The 14,246-nt window shown below is 59.1% G+C and carries 15 protein-coding genes; all 15 read right to left on the bottom strand.

Annotated elements, in window-relative coordinates:
• Positions 1-44: 44 nt before the first annotated feature.
• Positions 45-1,013, bottom strand: coding sequence for an L-arabinose ABC transporter permease AraH (araH, locus tag L8H52_RS04965; RefSeq protein ID WP_034155398.1), 969 nt, complete (start codon positions 1,011-1,013; stop codon positions 45-47).
• 12 nt (positions 1,014-1,025) lie between these two features.
• Complete coding sequence (gene araG / locus L8H52_RS04960; RefSeq protein ID WP_242205845.1) at positions 1,026-2,573, bottom strand: L-arabinose ABC transporter ATP-binding protein AraG; 1,548 nt, start codon at positions 2,571-2,573, stop codon at positions 1,026-1,028.
• Positions 2,574-2,626: 53 nt separating this feature from the next.
• Entirely contained in the window at positions 2,627-3,631 is a 1,005-nt protein-coding gene (locus tag L8H52_RS04955; RefSeq protein WP_122842546.1) for a substrate-binding domain-containing protein, read from the bottom strand.
• A 136-nt stretch (positions 3,632-3,767) separates the two neighbouring features.
• A complete protein-coding gene (locus L8H52_RS04950; RefSeq protein ID WP_242205847.1) occupies positions 3,768-4,586 on the bottom strand; it encodes an SDR family oxidoreductase in 819 nt (272 codons plus the stop codon).
• 271 nt (positions 4,587-4,857) lie between these two features.
• Positions 4,858-5,733, bottom strand: coding sequence for an SMP-30/gluconolactonase/LRE family protein (locus L8H52_RS04945; protein ID WP_242205849.1), 876 nt, complete (start codon positions 5,731-5,733; stop codon positions 4,858-4,860).
• Between the two features lie 135 nt (positions 5,734-5,868).
• Positions 5,869-6,585, bottom strand: a complete 717-nt coding sequence (locus L8H52_RS04940; RefSeq protein WP_242205850.1) for a FadR/GntR family transcriptional regulator — start codon at positions 6,583-6,585, stop codon at positions 5,869-5,871.
• Positions 6,586-6,780: 195 nt separating this feature from the next.
• Complete coding sequence (locus L8H52_RS04935) at positions 6,781-7,341, bottom strand: DUF1285 domain-containing protein (protein WP_242205851.1); 561 nt, start codon at positions 7,339-7,341, stop codon at positions 6,781-6,783.
• A 15-nt stretch (positions 7,342-7,356) separates the two neighbouring features.
• Complete coding sequence (locus tag L8H52_RS04930) at positions 7,357-7,962, bottom strand: DUF4823 domain-containing protein (RefSeq protein WP_064120365.1); 606 nt, start codon at positions 7,960-7,962, stop codon at positions 7,357-7,359.
• Positions 7,963-8,133: 171 nt separating this feature from the next.
• Positions 8,134-9,102, bottom strand: a complete 969-nt coding sequence (locus L8H52_RS04925) for a radical SAM protein (protein WP_007908278.1) — start codon at positions 9,100-9,102, stop codon at positions 8,134-8,136.
• A gap of 137 nt (positions 9,103-9,239) precedes the next feature.
• Positions 9,240-9,878, bottom strand: a complete 639-nt coding sequence (locus tag L8H52_RS04920; RefSeq protein ID WP_160059005.1) for a TetR/AcrR family transcriptional regulator — start codon at positions 9,876-9,878, stop codon at positions 9,240-9,242.
• A 351-nt stretch (positions 9,879-10,229) separates the two neighbouring features.
• Positions 10,230-11,021, bottom strand: a complete 792-nt coding sequence (locus L8H52_RS04915) for a TatD family hydrolase (protein ID WP_242205853.1) — start codon at positions 11,019-11,021, stop codon at positions 10,230-10,232.
• Positions 11,022-11,036: 15 nt separating this feature from the next.
• The gene (locus L8H52_RS04910) at positions 11,037-11,393 is read right to left on the bottom strand and encodes a PilZ domain-containing protein (protein ID WP_007950801.1); all 357 of its coding nucleotides are present in this window, start codon (positions 11,391-11,393) and stop codon (positions 11,037-11,039) included.
• Positions 11,394-11,435: 42 nt separating this feature from the next.
• Positions 11,436-12,419: a DNA polymerase III subunit delta' gene (locus tag L8H52_RS04905; protein ID WP_242205856.1), complete on the bottom strand. Its 984-nt coding sequence runs from the start codon at positions 12,417-12,419 to the stop codon at positions 11,436-11,438.
• Positions 12,412-13,044 (bottom strand): dTMP kinase, encoded by a 633-nt coding sequence (tmk, locus tag L8H52_RS04900; protein ID WP_180699707.1) that lies wholly within the window; start codon positions 13,042-13,044, stop codon positions 12,412-12,414. Before tmk ends, L8H52_RS04905 begins: the two co-directional genes overlap by 8 nt.
• Positions 13,045-13,063: 19 nt before the next feature.
• A complete protein-coding gene (gene mltG / locus L8H52_RS04895) occupies positions 13,064-14,245 on the bottom strand; it encodes an endolytic transglycosylase MltG (protein ID WP_242205857.1) in 1,182 nt (393 codons plus the stop codon).
• Position 14,246: the final 1 nt, after the last annotated feature.

The following is a 14,246-nucleotide window of genomic DNA, read 5'->3' as shown; positions in this document are numbered from 1 at the left end:
CCCCTCTCCCTCCGGGAGAGGGCTGGGGTGAGGGGCTCTTGATTCTAGCGTTGCTTCAGTCGGTCAATGACCACGGCCAGCAGCAAGATCGAACCACGAATCACATACTGATAAAACGTATCGATATTCTTCAAGTTCATCGCATTCTCAATAATCGCCAGAATCAACACCCCGGCAATCACATGCCGAATCATGCCGATCCCGCCGCTCAGCGACACCCCGCCCAACACACAAGCAGAGATCACCGTCAGCTCAAAACCCTGACCAATCATCGGCTGTCCGGAGGTCATCCGCGACGCCAGAATCACCCCGGCCAGCGCACCAATCACGCCATGCACGGCAAAGATAATGATCTTGGTCCGGTCAACGTTCACACCCGCCAGCAACGCAGCTTCCTGGTTACCACCGATAGCCATGGTGTTGCGCCCGTAGGTGGTGTAATTCAGCAGCCAGCCAAAAAACAGAAAGCAGACGATGGTGATCAGAATCGGCACCGGCACACCAAACAACTGGCCATTGCCAAACACGAAGAACGATTCCTGCGACACGCCCACCGCTTTGCCATTGGCAAAAATGTAAGCCAGACCGCGAACAATCTGCATGGTCGCCAACGTGGTGATCAAGGCATTGACGCGCAGCTTGGCAATCACAATCCCGTTGATCAGCCCGACAATCAGGCCCATCACCAATGCCGCACTGACACCCAGAAACACACTGTTGGTGTCGCGCATCACCACCGCCGCGACCACGCCGGCGCAGGCAATCACCGAGCCCACCGACAAGTCGAAGTGCCCCGACGCCAGGCAGTACAACATCGTGCACGCGGCGATCCCGGTGGTGGAAATCGCCAGGCCCAGGCCACGCATGTTCAGCGGCGAGAGGAAGTTATCGATCAGCAGTGTGCAAGCGATGAAGATGCCGATCGCCGCCAGCAACATGACCCAGTCATCGAGGAAGCGACGCATGTCCAAGGGTTTGCGCGCAGTCGGCAGGGTTTCGTTTTGGGTTGTCATCATAGTCACCTCTCAGTTCGCCACGCCGTCAGCGCGGTGGCGCGGCAAAGCCAGTTGCAGCAGGTTGGATTCATTGGCCTGGTCACGGCTGATTTCGCCGCGCAGGGCGCCTTCGCAGAGCACCAGAATGCGGTCGGAAATACCCATCACTTCCATCAGGTCGCTGGACACCACGATCACCGAAATGCCGTCGGCGGCGAGGTTGTGGATGATCTGGTAGATCTCCGCTTTGGCACCGATGTCGATGCCGCGCGTCGGTTCGTCGAGCAGCAGGACCTTCATCGGCATCGACAGCCAGCGACCGAGAATGGCCTTCTGCTGATTGCCACCGGAAAGGAATTTGATCTGCTGGCCGGCGTGGGGGGTTTTCACCTTGAGCGCCTTGATCTGTTTGTCGGCGTTGCCCTTTTCCCACAAGCCGCGAATCAGGCAACCGAGGCCGGAGTTGGCACCGCGCGCACTGATGTTGATGTTCTCGGCGACGCTGGCCAGCGGGATGATGCCTTCCTTTTTGCGATCTTCCGGACAGAGCAGAATCCCGGCGGCAATGGCATCGCGCGGTGAACGCAGTTTCAGTTCATGGCCGCGCAATTCGAGGCGCCCGGCGGTGTTGCGTTCCAGCCCGCTGAGCAGGCGAAACAGCTCGGTGCGCCCTGCCCCGACCAATCCGAACAGGCCAAGGATTTCACCTTTGTGCGCCTCGAAACTGATCGGTTCGCGCAGGCCCGGGCCGAGCAGGCCGTCGACCTTCAGCGCGACGGCGCCGCGTGGACGATGGCGGTAATCGTAGATGTCCTGAATGTCGCGACCGACCATGCAGGTCACCAGTTGATCGTGGGTCAACTGGCTCATGTCATCGAAGGTGCGCACGTAGCGACCGTCCTTGAACACCGTCACGGCGTCGCAGATGCGGAACACTTCTTCCATGCGATGCGAGACGTAGAGCACGACTTTGCCCTCGTCACGCAGACGACCGATGATCGCCATCAAGCGGTCGATCTCGCGGGCCGAAAGACTGCTGGTCGGTTCGTCGAAAGCGATCACATGGGCGCCGCGCGACAGCGCTTTGGCGATCTCCACCAGTTGCCGTTGGCCGAGGGACAGCCGTCCGACCTTGGTCTGCGGATCGATTTCGTCGGCCAGGCCTTTCAGGCAATTCAGCGCTTGCTGGCGCAGTGTGCTGCGATTGATCAAGCCAAAACTGGCCGGCAGATGGCCGAGAAACAGGTTTTCGGCGACGGTCATTTCCGGGACCAGATGCAGCTCCTGATGGATCACCGCGACGCCGCTGCCGATGCTGTCGGCGGTCGACTTGAACGCCATGGTCTGCTCGCCGATCTGCAGCTCGCCGCTGCTCGGGATGTAAGCGCCGCCGAGAATTTTCAGCAGAGTCGATTTGCCAGCGCCGTTCTCGCCCATCAAGGCATGAACCTGGCCCGGATGCGCGACGAAGCTGATCGCATCCAGCGCTTTCACCCCAGGAAAGGTTTTACCGATCCCGTTGAAGCGCAGGCTGCCGCTGGAGCTGTGTTGTGCTTGTGTCTGTACTTGCGCGTGCATAAAGCCACCTCTTCACACCGAAAAACGGCCCGGCTGCCCGGGCCGTCGCGGCATCAGTTCCACAGGCCGATTTTTTCCAGCTCTTGCTTGAAGTTCTCGCGGGTGATCAGGGTGACGTCGTCCATCGCGGTGTACTTCGGCGGTTCTTTGCCGGTGGTCACCCACTCGAACATCATCTCGGCGGTTTTGTAGCCTTCGATGTGCGGGCTTGGCAGCATCGAGCCAAAGAAACCGCTGTTAGGCTTTTTCAGTTCGCCGATGGCGTCGGTACCGTTGATGCCGATGCCGATCACGTTGGCCGCAGCGAAGCCGGCCGCTTCAGTGGCGCGCACGCCGCCGAGCACGGTGTTGTCGTTCATGCCGCCGATGATCAGGTTTTTCGCCGCGCTTGGCAGCTTCACCAGTGCCGAGTTGGTGGCGTCCATGCTGCCCGGTACGTCGAGGGTTTTCAGCGCGGCAAACAGAATGTGATCCTTCGGCATGCCGGCGTCTTCAAGGGATTTCACCGAGCCGTCGGTGCGTTTCTTGCCGGTGTCGAGTTCGTTGTAGGTGTTGACCACCGCGTAAGTGTCTTTCCAGTCCCAGTTACGCTTCTTCGCTTCGGCGACCATGGCGTTGCCCTGTTTCTGGCCAACTTCAAACGCGGCCATGCCAAGGTACGGCACGTCTTCCATGAATTTGCCGTTGGCGTCGACGAAACGGTCATCGACGGCAATCACTTTCAGGTCATTGAGTTTGGCTTTGGCCATGATCGCCGGGCCGAGCGAGACATCCGGCGGGCAAATGACGAAGCCCTTGGCACCGTTGGCGGCGAGACTGTCGATCGCGGAAAGGGTTTTCTCGCCGTCCGGCACGGCGATCTTGATCAGTTCGAAGCCCTTGTCCTTGGCGGCCTTCTCAGCGAAGGCCCACTCGGTCTGGAACCACGGTTCTTCCGCCTGCTTGACCAGGAAACCGATTTTCACGGTGTCGGCAGCGAGCAGCGCACTGCTCAGGCTGAACGCGGTAACCGCCAGGGCGGTACTGCACAGGGTACGAATCCCGAAACGACGTTTCATAAGCTGACTCCTTGTTATTTTTTTTGAGCAATGTTTGAAAAGCGTTAAAGCGTGTTCCTGCAAAATCTTCTGACAATAGTCATATCGTATGATGATTGGATTGCAAACGGATTTTTCCGCGTGAAAGCCACTGCGCTCAGTCGTGGTACATCACCGAGCGCCCACCATCGATGGTGATGCATGAAGCATTGATGAACGGCGCCTCATCGCTGGCCAGAAATACGGCGGTCATTGCCACTTCGAGCGGCTGACCGATGCGCTTCGGCGGGTGCAGATCGAAGGCGCGCTGACGTTCGGCGTGCGGGTCGGCGAAACCGTTCCAGTAATCGACGTTCAACTGCGTTTCGATGTAACCAGGCGCGATGGCGTTAACGCGAATTCCCTTTGCGGCGTACTCGATGCCGAGCGCGCGAGTCAGGCCGAGCAAACCATGCTTGGCCACCGGGTACGGGAAGCAGCCGGGAATGATGTGGCTGGAATGGGTCGAGGCAATGTTGATGATGCTGCCGACGCCCTGCTCGATCATTTGCGGCAGCACGGCTTTGCAGCCGAACCAGGCGCCATCGAGATCGATGGCGAAGCAGCGATGCCAGTCTTCTTCGGTCATCTCCAGCGGATCACGGAACACATTGACCCCGGCGCAGTTGACCAGCACGTCGATGCGCCCATGCAGCTCAACGGCGCGTTTGGCCATGGCGTGCAGATCGTGTTGACGGGAAACGTCAGCCTTCAACGCTTGCACATCAAAACCCTGCTCGCGCCAATGCGCGGCAACCTTTTCGACCTTCTCAGCCTGGATATCACTGATGACCAGTTTCGCCTGCTGCGAAGCGAAAGCAGCGACGATGGCCTCGCCGATGCCCTGAGCGGCGCCGGTCAGCAGCACGACCTTGTTTTTCAGACGCTCGCCCTTCGGCGGTGCGGGCACCGGCGGCAGGGAAAGAGGTTCAGCCATGGAACAGGACTCCTGTTTCGCGAGCACAAAAAAACCGGGCATCTGCCGATGTCCGGTCTGGAAGGCGGTTGGAACGAAACAGGCAGGCGCGGCCGACAGCTTGGGGCCGTTGCGAGACGCGGACTCCACACGGGAGTGCGATAGACATTCGCTGCATCACTTCACCTGTTTTGTTCTTTTTAAGTGTGAGTGCGTGTTACTGCTGTTGCCGACTATAAACCCGACCGCCAAATAATCTCAATATATAATTTTGCATCCCATATTTTGGGATTTAATCTGCAAAGCGCGTACAGAGTTTTCCTGCAACATCAACGCGCATGGTCAGTACCGCGCCATCCAGTGGATGGTTGTGCGGGCTCTTGGCGCTGGTGATGAACAGGGTTTTCAGGTCTTCACCGCCGAATACACAACTGGTCGGGCGGCTGACGGGTAGGTCGATTTTGCGCACGACTTTGCCATCCGGTGACAGACGCAGCAGGCAACTGCCGTCCCAGCGGGCATTCCAGATGTAGCCTTCGGCGTCCATTGCGGATCCATCCGGGCCGCCCTGCTGGTCGGGGCCGTACCAGGTTTCAGCCGCGCCAAGGTTGCCGTCGGTGTGAATGAAATATCGGTAGAGCGTGCTGTCGAGACTGTCGCCGAACAACAGCGTGGTGCCGTCGTCGCTCCACAACAAGGTGTTGGGAATTCCCAGATTCCGCAGTAACGGTGTGACGCGCTTATCGGGATCGATGCGAAACAAACCACCAGAACGACGAACGATTGGCAGATCTTCGCCCTGCTCGCCGATGTTGTTTTGCATGGTGCCGAGCCACAGACGACCTTGACCATCACAGCGTGCTTCGTTGGGGCGATTGCCCGGTTGCGGATCGGCGACGCAGAACAGCGTCAGACGTGGTTCGAGGCCCGGAGAGTCGAGATCGAGACGATAGACGCCGCTGCTCAGGGTCACCAAGGCATCGCCGCTGGCGCAGGGGATGAACGCGGAAACATGTTCGGGCATCTGCCAGATCTGTACGTTCTGGCCGATCAGACGCAGGGCCTGTTTACCGGCGATATCAACCCAGTACAGTGCCTGGGTCGGTGCGTCCCAGAATGGGCCTTCACCGAGCTGGGCGCGGTGTTGGGTCAGGGCGGTCCAGGTCATGGCAACTCCTTTCTTTGTTGTTGTTTTAAATGTGGGAGCGAGCCTGCTCGCGAAAGCGTCTTGTCAGTCGATGCATGAGTTGCGTGATGCACCGCATTCGCGAGCAGGCTCGCTCCCACAGGGATCTCGGTGTATTCAGCCGGCTTTTCTGTCGGCCATGACTTTCGGGTAAAAGCGTTTGATCGCCAGATCCGCATTGTCGATCAGGGTCATGCACGCCCACACTCCACGCGCGGAATCGCGGGCGGCGATGGCATCCGCTATGTCTTTGTGGATCGGCAAAGTTCGGCGCAGTTCATCCGGGTCGGCCGCAGAAACTTCAAATGACACCGCGAGCAAGGCGCCGAGCGCCGGGACCATTTGTTCAATGAACTGATTGTGGCTCGCCGCAAGGATGCATTCGTGGAAGGACTGATCGGCGCGGTTGTAATCGGTGCCGCTGTCGACCGCGCGCTCGAGGGCGTTGTAGGCCAGTTGCACCGCTTCAATCTGTTCCAGCGTCGCGCGCTCGCACGCCCAGCGCACGGCCATCGGTTCGATGGTGCGGCGCAAGTCGAGCAAGTCATCGACGAAGTTTTCCGGCAAGCCATTACGCGACAGCCAACCGACGACCTGCGGATCGAACAGGTTCCAGCGCCGCACCGGCAATACGCGGGTGCCGACTTTCGGCCCGACTTCGAGCATGCCTTTGGCGACGAGGGTTTTGATCGCTTCGCGGATGACCGTGCGGCTGACGCCGAGCTGTTCGCCGAGATCGGCCTCGACCTTGATGGTCTGCCCGGGTTTGACCTGGCCAGCGGCGATCCAGCTGCCCAGCCAGTCGACCGTGGATGCGTGATAGCTGCTGGACATGAACACCTCAAAGCGGATCGCGATGGGTGATCAAGCTAATCATCATACGATTAACAGTCAATCAGGATTTTTCAGGCAACCCACGAAACCAGATGTGGGAGCGAGCCTGCTCGCGAAAGCGGTATGTCACTCAATACTTAGGCTGACTGATACACCCCTTTCGCGAGCAGGCTCGCTCCCACAGGGATTCGTGTTTCAGGGTTCGAGGCCGATGCGAAAGAACTCGCCGCCGCTCCACACACCGAGCCAGCGCTGCCCGTCGATTTCGCGGCTGACCGCCAGTTCCACCAACTGATAGAACACATTGCGATGAATCAACGCTTCAAGGTTGGTGCGCACATGCACGTAAGGTGCAGGCTCCTGCGTCGCCGGATCGATCTCGACGCGGATCGGATGCTCCGGCCCGGCCTCGGCGGTTTCTTCAACGTTGGTGGTGAAGCGCAACAACTGCGCCTCCCCTTCGCCTTCAACCTCGACCGCAATCGCCACAAACGGCGCATCGTCGACTTTGATCCCGACCTTCTCGACCGGGGTGATCAGGAAATAGTCATCGCCATCGCGGCGCATGATCGTGGAGAACAATTTGACCATTGGCTTGCGCCCGATCGGCGTGCCCAGGTAATACCAGGTGCCGTCGCGGGCGATGCGCATGTCGATGTCGCCGCAGAAGTCCGGGTTCCACAAATGCACCGGCGGCAAGCCTTTGGTTTTGGGGATTTGTCCCAACAGGTCATTGGCTTTTTGCGGGCCACTCATGGCGTTCTCCTTGAATTATTGGTCGCCGACTCCCAACAGGCTGCGCGCGTACTGTGCCAGCGGCGGGCCGATCAGGTCTTCGGGCTTGCTGTCGTGGAACGTCAGTAAACCGCCACGACTCTTGATGCGTGCAGTATCAATCAAATACTGGGTGCTGGTCTCGATCAACATGATCTGAATCACACCGCCGTCGATCCCCAGACGATCCACGGCTTCCTGATCAAGCCACTCATCGGAGTTGCCGATGCGGTCGTCAGCCTTGGCGAAACGCGTGTACAGCAAGTAATGCGCGCCGGCATCGCGAGCTTCGCCCATCGCCTGATCGAGACCTTCCGGCGCACGGGCGCGGCGGACCATCGGGAAGTATTCGACGAAACCTTTGAAGGCTTCTTCGGCCACGACGTTGGGGCGCGGGTAAGAACCACCCGGTGGTGCGAACGCGCCTTGGGCGATGTAGATGAACGAGTCCGGCTGAATGCGGAAGTTGTTCACGCGACGGCTGTCGCTGTGATCCAGCAAGCCTGCGTCGCTCATCTGATAGCGAGTGCCTTCGGCCATATCGCTGACAGTCATACAGCCGCCGAGTGCCAAAACGGCCAGCAGCAAAACCAGGCTACGCATCCTATTCCTCCAGAGGCCGGTGACGGAAAACCGGCGAATGGCCGTTGAATGCAGCTTTTGCGCCAGCTCTGGTTCTTCGTTGATTGATAAATCGTATTCGCGAGCAAGCTCGCTCCCACATTCGAAATGCATTCCAAATGTGGGAGCGAGCTTGCTCGCGAAAGCGGTTGTTCAGCCGCCGATAATCTTCATGACGGTCGCGCCGCCCGAGAACGCCACTTCCTGCTTATCGCCCAACGCCTTGACCAACAAGCGCTGGAGCGCCGGCAAAGCCTGATGACGCGGTTTGTCGAGCAAATCGCCGACATAGTGGCGGTTACTCGACGACAGGCAGCCATGCAGCCAACCGGTCGACGACAGGCGCAAACGCGAACACGTCCGGCAGAACGGCACGCTTTCGTTGGCGATCACACCAAAGTTGCCCAGCCCCGGGATCGCATAGCGCACGGCCGTAGCGTCCACTGGTGCGTCGGTTTGGGCGTACTCATAACGTTCGCCAATCAGCTCCAGCAACTGCTGCAGGCTGACGAACTGCTGCAGGAACGCATTGTTGTCCTTGGCCAGGTGGCCCATGCGCATCAGCTCGATGAAACGCAATTCGTATCCGCGTTCCAGGCAGTAATCGAGCAGCGGCATCACCTGATCGAGGTTCTGCCCGCGCAACGGCACCATGTTGACCTTGATCTTCATCCCCGCTGCTTTCGCCTGATCCATGCCATCGAGCACGGTCGCCAGATCGCCGCCACGGGCAATACTGCGGAAAGCGCCGGCATCGAGGGTATCGAGAGAAACGTTGATACGGCGCAGACCGGCGTCTACCAGCAGCGGCAGTTTTTTAGCGAGGAGTTGGCCGTTGGTGGTCAGGCTGATGTCCTCCAGGCCCATCTTGCCGACAGCGGTCATGAACGATTCGAGTTTGGGACTTACCAGCGGCTCGCCGCCGGTGATGCGTAGCCGTTCGATGCCGGCGGCTTCGATCAGATACGCCACGCCACGCGCCATGGCTTCGGCCGACAATTCATCCTGCGCAGCCACCAACCGCTTGCCGTTGGGCACGCAGTAGGTACACGCGTAATTGCAGGCTGAGGTCAGGCTGATCCGCAAATTGCGAAAACGCCTGCCTTGACGGTCAACGATCATGATCACTCCGGCGAAAGAATTTCGAGCCGCTAAAACTTGACTCACAAATCAAGTTTTAGCAAGCCCTATGCCTGAGTATATTCCTGCGGTACTGCGTCATGTAGCGAAATCATGGCGCAATAAGGCAACTGAATGGTTCAGCTGCTTGGGATTTCCGGATCGCGCTTGCGCTTGTTGCCCATGCGCACGCCGATGTCCATCAGGAACTGGAAGAAACCTTCCTGATCTTCCAGCACATTGCTCCAGAACGGCGAGTGATACAGCGCCACAGCGCCGTGCACCAGCGCCCAGGCTGCGCAGTAGTGGAAGTACGGCGGCACGTCTTCGAGTTTGCCTTCGCTGATACGGCCCTTGATCAACAAGGTCAGGCGTTCGAAGTTCGAGGCACGGATCTTGTGCAGCTCCTCGACCATCTCCGGCACCTGATTGCCCTTGACCACCTTCTCTTCGAGGCGGTCGAACAGGCGATAGCGCTGCGGGTCACGCATGCGAAATTCGAAGTAGGCGCGGGATAGCGCTTCCTTGTCCTTGTCGACATCGGCCGAATGCAGCAGCTCGTTCAAATCACGCTCGTAATCGAGCATCAGGCGCAGATAGATCTCGGCCTTGGATTTGAAGTGCTTGTAGATCGTGCCTTTGCCGATACCCACGGCATCAGCAATCATCTCGACGGTGACACTGTCTTCACCTTGGTCGAGGAACAGCTTGAGCGCGGTATCGAGAATTTCTTGCTCGCGGCGACGAAACTCACGGACCTTACGAGGTTCTTTGTGCATAAGAAAAGGTCTGAAGGGTCAAAATTCGAAGCCGCGTATTATGCCTAACTTGCGCAAAAATGCACGGATCATCCGACCATATCTGTGTTTCTTGTTCGTTTTGAGAACGTTTTGGGCGCAATGAGAACTCAACTGAAGCAAACGTATTCCAAATTTGTTTAAAAACCCCGACCGGCTCACTGGACTGCACGCCAGACTGATCAATACTTGAACTGTCGGGCGACATCTCCCCCAAGTGTCGCGCCGATAAAGGTACCAAGGGACCGCGTGCCTTTGTTTTACTCCTAATGGTCTTAACCCGGATTCACCCCCCAGAACCCGGGTTTTTTTTGCCTGCGATTTGGCAATCGGCTACACCGCAGATTTAACACTCGCCAGCGGGAACAGGCGCTTGAAGTTATCGGTGGTCTGTTCGGCAAAACGCTCGTAGTTTTCACCGCGCAACATCGCCAGGAATTCCGCCACCTCGCGCACGTATTGCGGCAGGTTGGGCTTGCCGCGATAAGGAATCGGCGCCAGATACGGTGAATCGGTTTCCACCAGCAGGCGATCCGCCGGGACCTTGCTCGCCACATCACGCAGAGCGTCGGCATTACGGAAGGTGACGATGCCCGACAGGGAAATGTAATAACCCATGTCCAGTGCAGCTTTGGCCATGTCCCAGTCTTCGGTAAAACAATGCAGCACACCGGCCTGCGGCAAGGCTGCATCACGCAGCAACTCAAGGGTATCGGCACGGGCGCCACGGGTGTGGATGATCACCGGTTTGCCGGTCTGCTGCGCCGCTTGCAGGTGCAAGCGGAACGACTCCTGCTGCAATTCGGCAGCTTCAGGCTCGTAGTGATAGTCGAGGCCGGTTTCACCGATCGCCACCACTTTCGGGTGATTGAGTTCGTGCAGCAGCCAGTCCAGCGCAGGCGCCGCGCCCGGCTTCACATCCAGCGGGTGCACACCCACCGAACAATCAACGTCGTCATAACGCTCAGCCAGGGCTTTGACGTCCGCAGCGTTGTCGGCGCTGACGCCGATGCACAGGAAGTGCCCTACTCCGCGCTGCCGGGCTGCATCGAGTGCAGCATCCAGCGAACCGTCATGGGCGGCGAGGTCGAGGCGATCAAGGTGACAATGGGAATCTACGAGCATAAAAAAGACGGCTACTTACATCGTATGAGTGGGACGGTCGGATTTAAGGGCTCCGGCCAGATGGGTTTCGATGCGACTGCGCGCGGTGTTGTCGCCATCGTTGAACTGCACGCCGACACCGGCGGCGCGATTGCCCTGCGCACCTTTGGGCGTGATCCAGGCGACCTTGCCGGCCACCGGAATTTTCTCGGCCTCGTCCATCAGGTTGAGCAGCATGAACACCTCGTCGCCCAACTTGTAGCTCTTGTTGGTAGGGATGAACAAGCCACCGTTCTTGATGAACGGCATGTAAGCGGCGTAGAGCACCGACTTGTCCTTGATGGTCAGGGACAAAATGCCGTTGCGCGGCCCCGGGCTGACGGGTTCATTCATGTTGACCTCCACTGCTGATGTTCAGAGTCTAGGTACACATTCTTATCTTTGACCAGGCAATCCCGCCCATTGCACCAACAACGCCTCCAGCAGCAACGCCGGATTGAGGTTGGCCTTGCTCATGACTTTCTGGCGCTGGGCGAGAATCCAGTCCTGAATCTCCAGAACTTTGCCCTGCGCACTTTTCTGCGCCAGGTACTGCACGACTTTACGCATGTCGGTCAGACCGAGGCCCGCTTCATCCTGGGTCAACTGATAACGCAGGATCAGGCTCGACCAATCGCAGAACCAGTCGAACAGGCGCAGCATCGGAATGCTTTTCCACTCTTCGGCCAATTGCGTCGGCGATTGCTGCTGCTTGAGCAACTTCTTCACGCCTTCGACCACTTGCGCACGCTGCTCGCGAACGCCTTGAGATTGCAAACTGACCGCCATCAACGGCGAACCGGCGGCCAGCGTCAGCAATTCGACACGCTCGTCTTCGGAGCAGTCCGGCAGCGCCTGCGCCAGCCATTGCAGGCTCATCGCCTCGCCCGGCAGCGGGCAGGCCTGCTGCACGCAACGGCTTTTGATGGTCGGCAGCAAACGGCTGGTCTGATGGCTGACCAACAGCAAAACCGTATCGCCGGACGGCTCTTCAAGGCTTTTCAGCAAGGCGTTGGCGGCGTTGATGTTCATCGACTCGACCGGCTCGATCAGCACCACTTTGCGCCCGCCCATCTGCGCAGTCTGCACCACGAAACTGACCAGATCGCGCACCTGATCGACCTTGATCGCCTTGTCGGCTTCTTCCGGTTCAAGAATGTAGTTATCCGGGTGACTGCCGGCCTTGAGCAGCAGGCAGGATTTGCATTCGCCGCACGCGTCCGGCGTCGGGCGCTGGCAAAGCAGGCTGGCCATCAAGCGCTCGGCCAACGCGCGTTTGCCGATGCCCGCCGGGCCGTGCAGCAGATAGGCGTGCGCGTGCTGCTTGCGCCCGGCCAGTTGCTGCCAGAGGCTGTCCTGCCACGGGTAGGCCTCAGCCACGGGCCAGCTCCAGCAAGTTCGGAATCAGGGTATCCAGCGATTGTTGAACCTTGACCAACGGCTGACCGGCATCGATGCGCACATAACGCGCAGGATCCGCTTCAGCACGCTTGAGGAAGGCACTACGCACGGCCTCGAAAAACGCCCGGCCTTCCAGTTCGAAACGATCCAGACGACCACGGGCACTGGCGCGGGCCAGACCGATTTCCACCGGCAGATCGAAAATCAGCGTCAGATCCGGGCGCAGATCGCCTTGCACGAACGCTTCCAGCGCAGCGATGCGCTCCAGCGACAAACCGCGACCGCCGCCCTGATAAGCGTAGGTCGAATCGGTAAAGCGATCACACAGCACTACCGCACCACGGGCCAGCGCCGGGCGAATCACTTCGGCAAGATGCTGGGCGCGTGCGGCGAACACCAGCAACAGCTCGGTGTCGGGATTCATGACTTCGTCGGCCGGAGCCAGCAGCACATCGCGAATCCGCTCGGCCAAGGGTGTGCCGCCTGGTTCGCGGGTCAGCACGACTTCAATACCGGCGGCGCGCAGGCGCTCGGCGAGGTATTCACGGTTGGTGCTTTTGCCGGCGCCTTCCGGGCCTTCCAGCGTAATAAACAAGCCAGTCACAGGCAGTCCTTAATCAAAGTCATTGCGTGTTTTGTGGGGCGGCGGCTTCCGGTGCCGGGGTCGGCGCAGACTCCTGAGCTGGAACCTGCGGCAACGCTTCCGGCGCCGTATCCGGTGATGCGGCTGGAATCGCTTCTTCCGTCGCCGGAGCCGCTTCAGGCGTTACCGCCGGCGCGGGGCTGGAACGGTAATCCGCGCGGCGCTTGAGCTGATACTCACGCACCGCATTGTTATGCGCATCGAGATCATCAGAGAAGACATGACTGCCGTCGCCACGTGCAACGAAGTACAGACTTGTCCCTTCCACTGGATTCAGCGCCGCGTGAATCGCCTCACGACCGACCATCGCAATCGGCGTCGGTGGCAAGCCGGGAATCACGTAGGTGTTATACGCCGTCGGCTCCTTCAGGTGGGCGCGGGTCAACTTGCCGGTGTAGCGATCGCCCAAGCCATAAATGACGGTCGGATCGGTCTGCAATTGCATGCCCAGAGCCATGCGACGCACGAAGACCCCGGCGATCTGCCCGCGCTCCTGGGGTACGCCGGTTTCCTTCTCGACCAGCGACGCCATGATCAATGCTTGATAGGGCTCAGTGTACGGCGTATCGGCCGAACGCTTTTCCCATTCATTGGCGAGCACTTCGTCGAGACGATCAAAGGCTTTCTTCAGCAGTTCGGCATCGGACATGCCACGCACGAAGCGATAGGTATCGGGGAAGAAACGCCCTTCCGGGAACAACCCTTTATGACCAATCTTCGCCATGACGTCGCTGTCGCTCAAACCGTTCAGGGTCTGTTCGATCTTTTCGTCTTTGGCCAGCGCCGCGCGCACTTGATGGAAGTTCCAGCCTTCAACCAGCGTCAGGCTGTACTGAACCACATCGCCACGCTTCCACAAGTCGATCAGACCGTTAACGGTCATGCCCGGCTGCATGCGGTATTCACCGCTGTGGATCGGTGTACCGGCGAGGTTGAAGCGCCAATAGACCCGCAACCAGAACGCGTCCTTGATGACGCCATCGGTTTCGAGTGAAAGGAAAGTACGGGTCGGGGTGGAGCCTTTCGGCACATCCAGCAGTTCTTCCTGCGTGATGTTCAGAGGCTGTTCCAGTGCGCTGTGAATCTTCCAGGCGCTGGCGCCCATCAGCAGCCCTGCCAGAACCAGTCCGGTTTCCAGCAGCAGCAATAGTTTACGTCTCACA

This window comes from Pseudomonas sp. CROZ-RG-20F-R04-15, from assembly GCF_022662375.1.
GTDB lineage: Bacteria > Pseudomonadota > Gammaproteobacteria > Pseudomonadales > Pseudomonadaceae > Aquipseudomonas.
The sequence above is the reverse complement of the archived record's forward strand: the minus strand, read 5'-3'. Positions and strand labels throughout refer to the sequence as shown.

Bases quoted from the DNA above. Each gene is read 5' to 3' on its own strand.
- L8H52_RS04950 (WP_242205847.1), bottom strand. From the start codon at position 4,586: ATGGCTGAACCTCTTTCCCTGCCGCCGGTGCCCGCACCGCCGAAGGGC.
- L8H52_RS04955 (WP_122842546.1), bottom strand. From the start codon at position 3,631: ATGAAACGTCGTTTCGGGATTCGTACCCTGTGCAGTACCGCCCTGGCG.
- L8H52_RS04915 (WP_242205853.1), bottom strand. From the start codon at position 11,021: ATGCTCGTAGATTCCCATTGTCACCTTGATCGCCTCGACCTCGCCGCC.
- L8H52_RS04910 (WP_007950801.1), bottom strand. From the start codon at position 11,393: ATGAATGAACCCGTCAGCCCGGGGCCGCGCAACGGCATTTTGTCCCTG.
- L8H52_RS04930 (WP_064120365.1), bottom strand. From the start codon at position 7,962: ATGCGTAGCCTGGTTTTGCTGCTGGCCGTTTTGGCACTCGGCGGCTGT.
- araH (WP_034155398.1), bottom strand. From the start codon at position 1,013: ATGACAACCCAAAACGAAACCCTGCCGACTGCGCGCAAACCCTTGGAC.
- araG (WP_242205845.1), bottom strand. From the start codon at position 2,573: ATGCACGCGCAAGTACAGACACAAGCACAACACAGCTCCAGCGGCAGC.
- L8H52_RS04920 (WP_160059005.1), bottom strand. From the start codon at position 9,878: ATGCACAAAGAACCTCGTAAGGTCCGTGAGTTTCGTCGCCGCGAGCAA.
- L8H52_RS04945 (WP_242205849.1), bottom strand. From the start codon at position 5,733: ATGACCTGGACCGCCCTGACCCAACACCGCGCCCAGCTCGGTGAAGGC.
- L8H52_RS04935 (WP_242205851.1), bottom strand. From the start codon at position 7,341: ATGAGTGGCCCGCAAAAAGCCAATGACCTGTTGGGACAAATCCCCAAA.
- L8H52_RS04925 (WP_007908278.1), bottom strand. From the start codon at position 9,102: ATGATCGTTGACCGTCAAGGCAGGCGTTTTCGCAATTTGCGGATCAGC.
- L8H52_RS04940 (WP_242205850.1), bottom strand. From the start codon at position 6,585: ATGTCCAGCAGCTATCACGCATCCACGGTCGACTGGCTGGGCAGCTGG.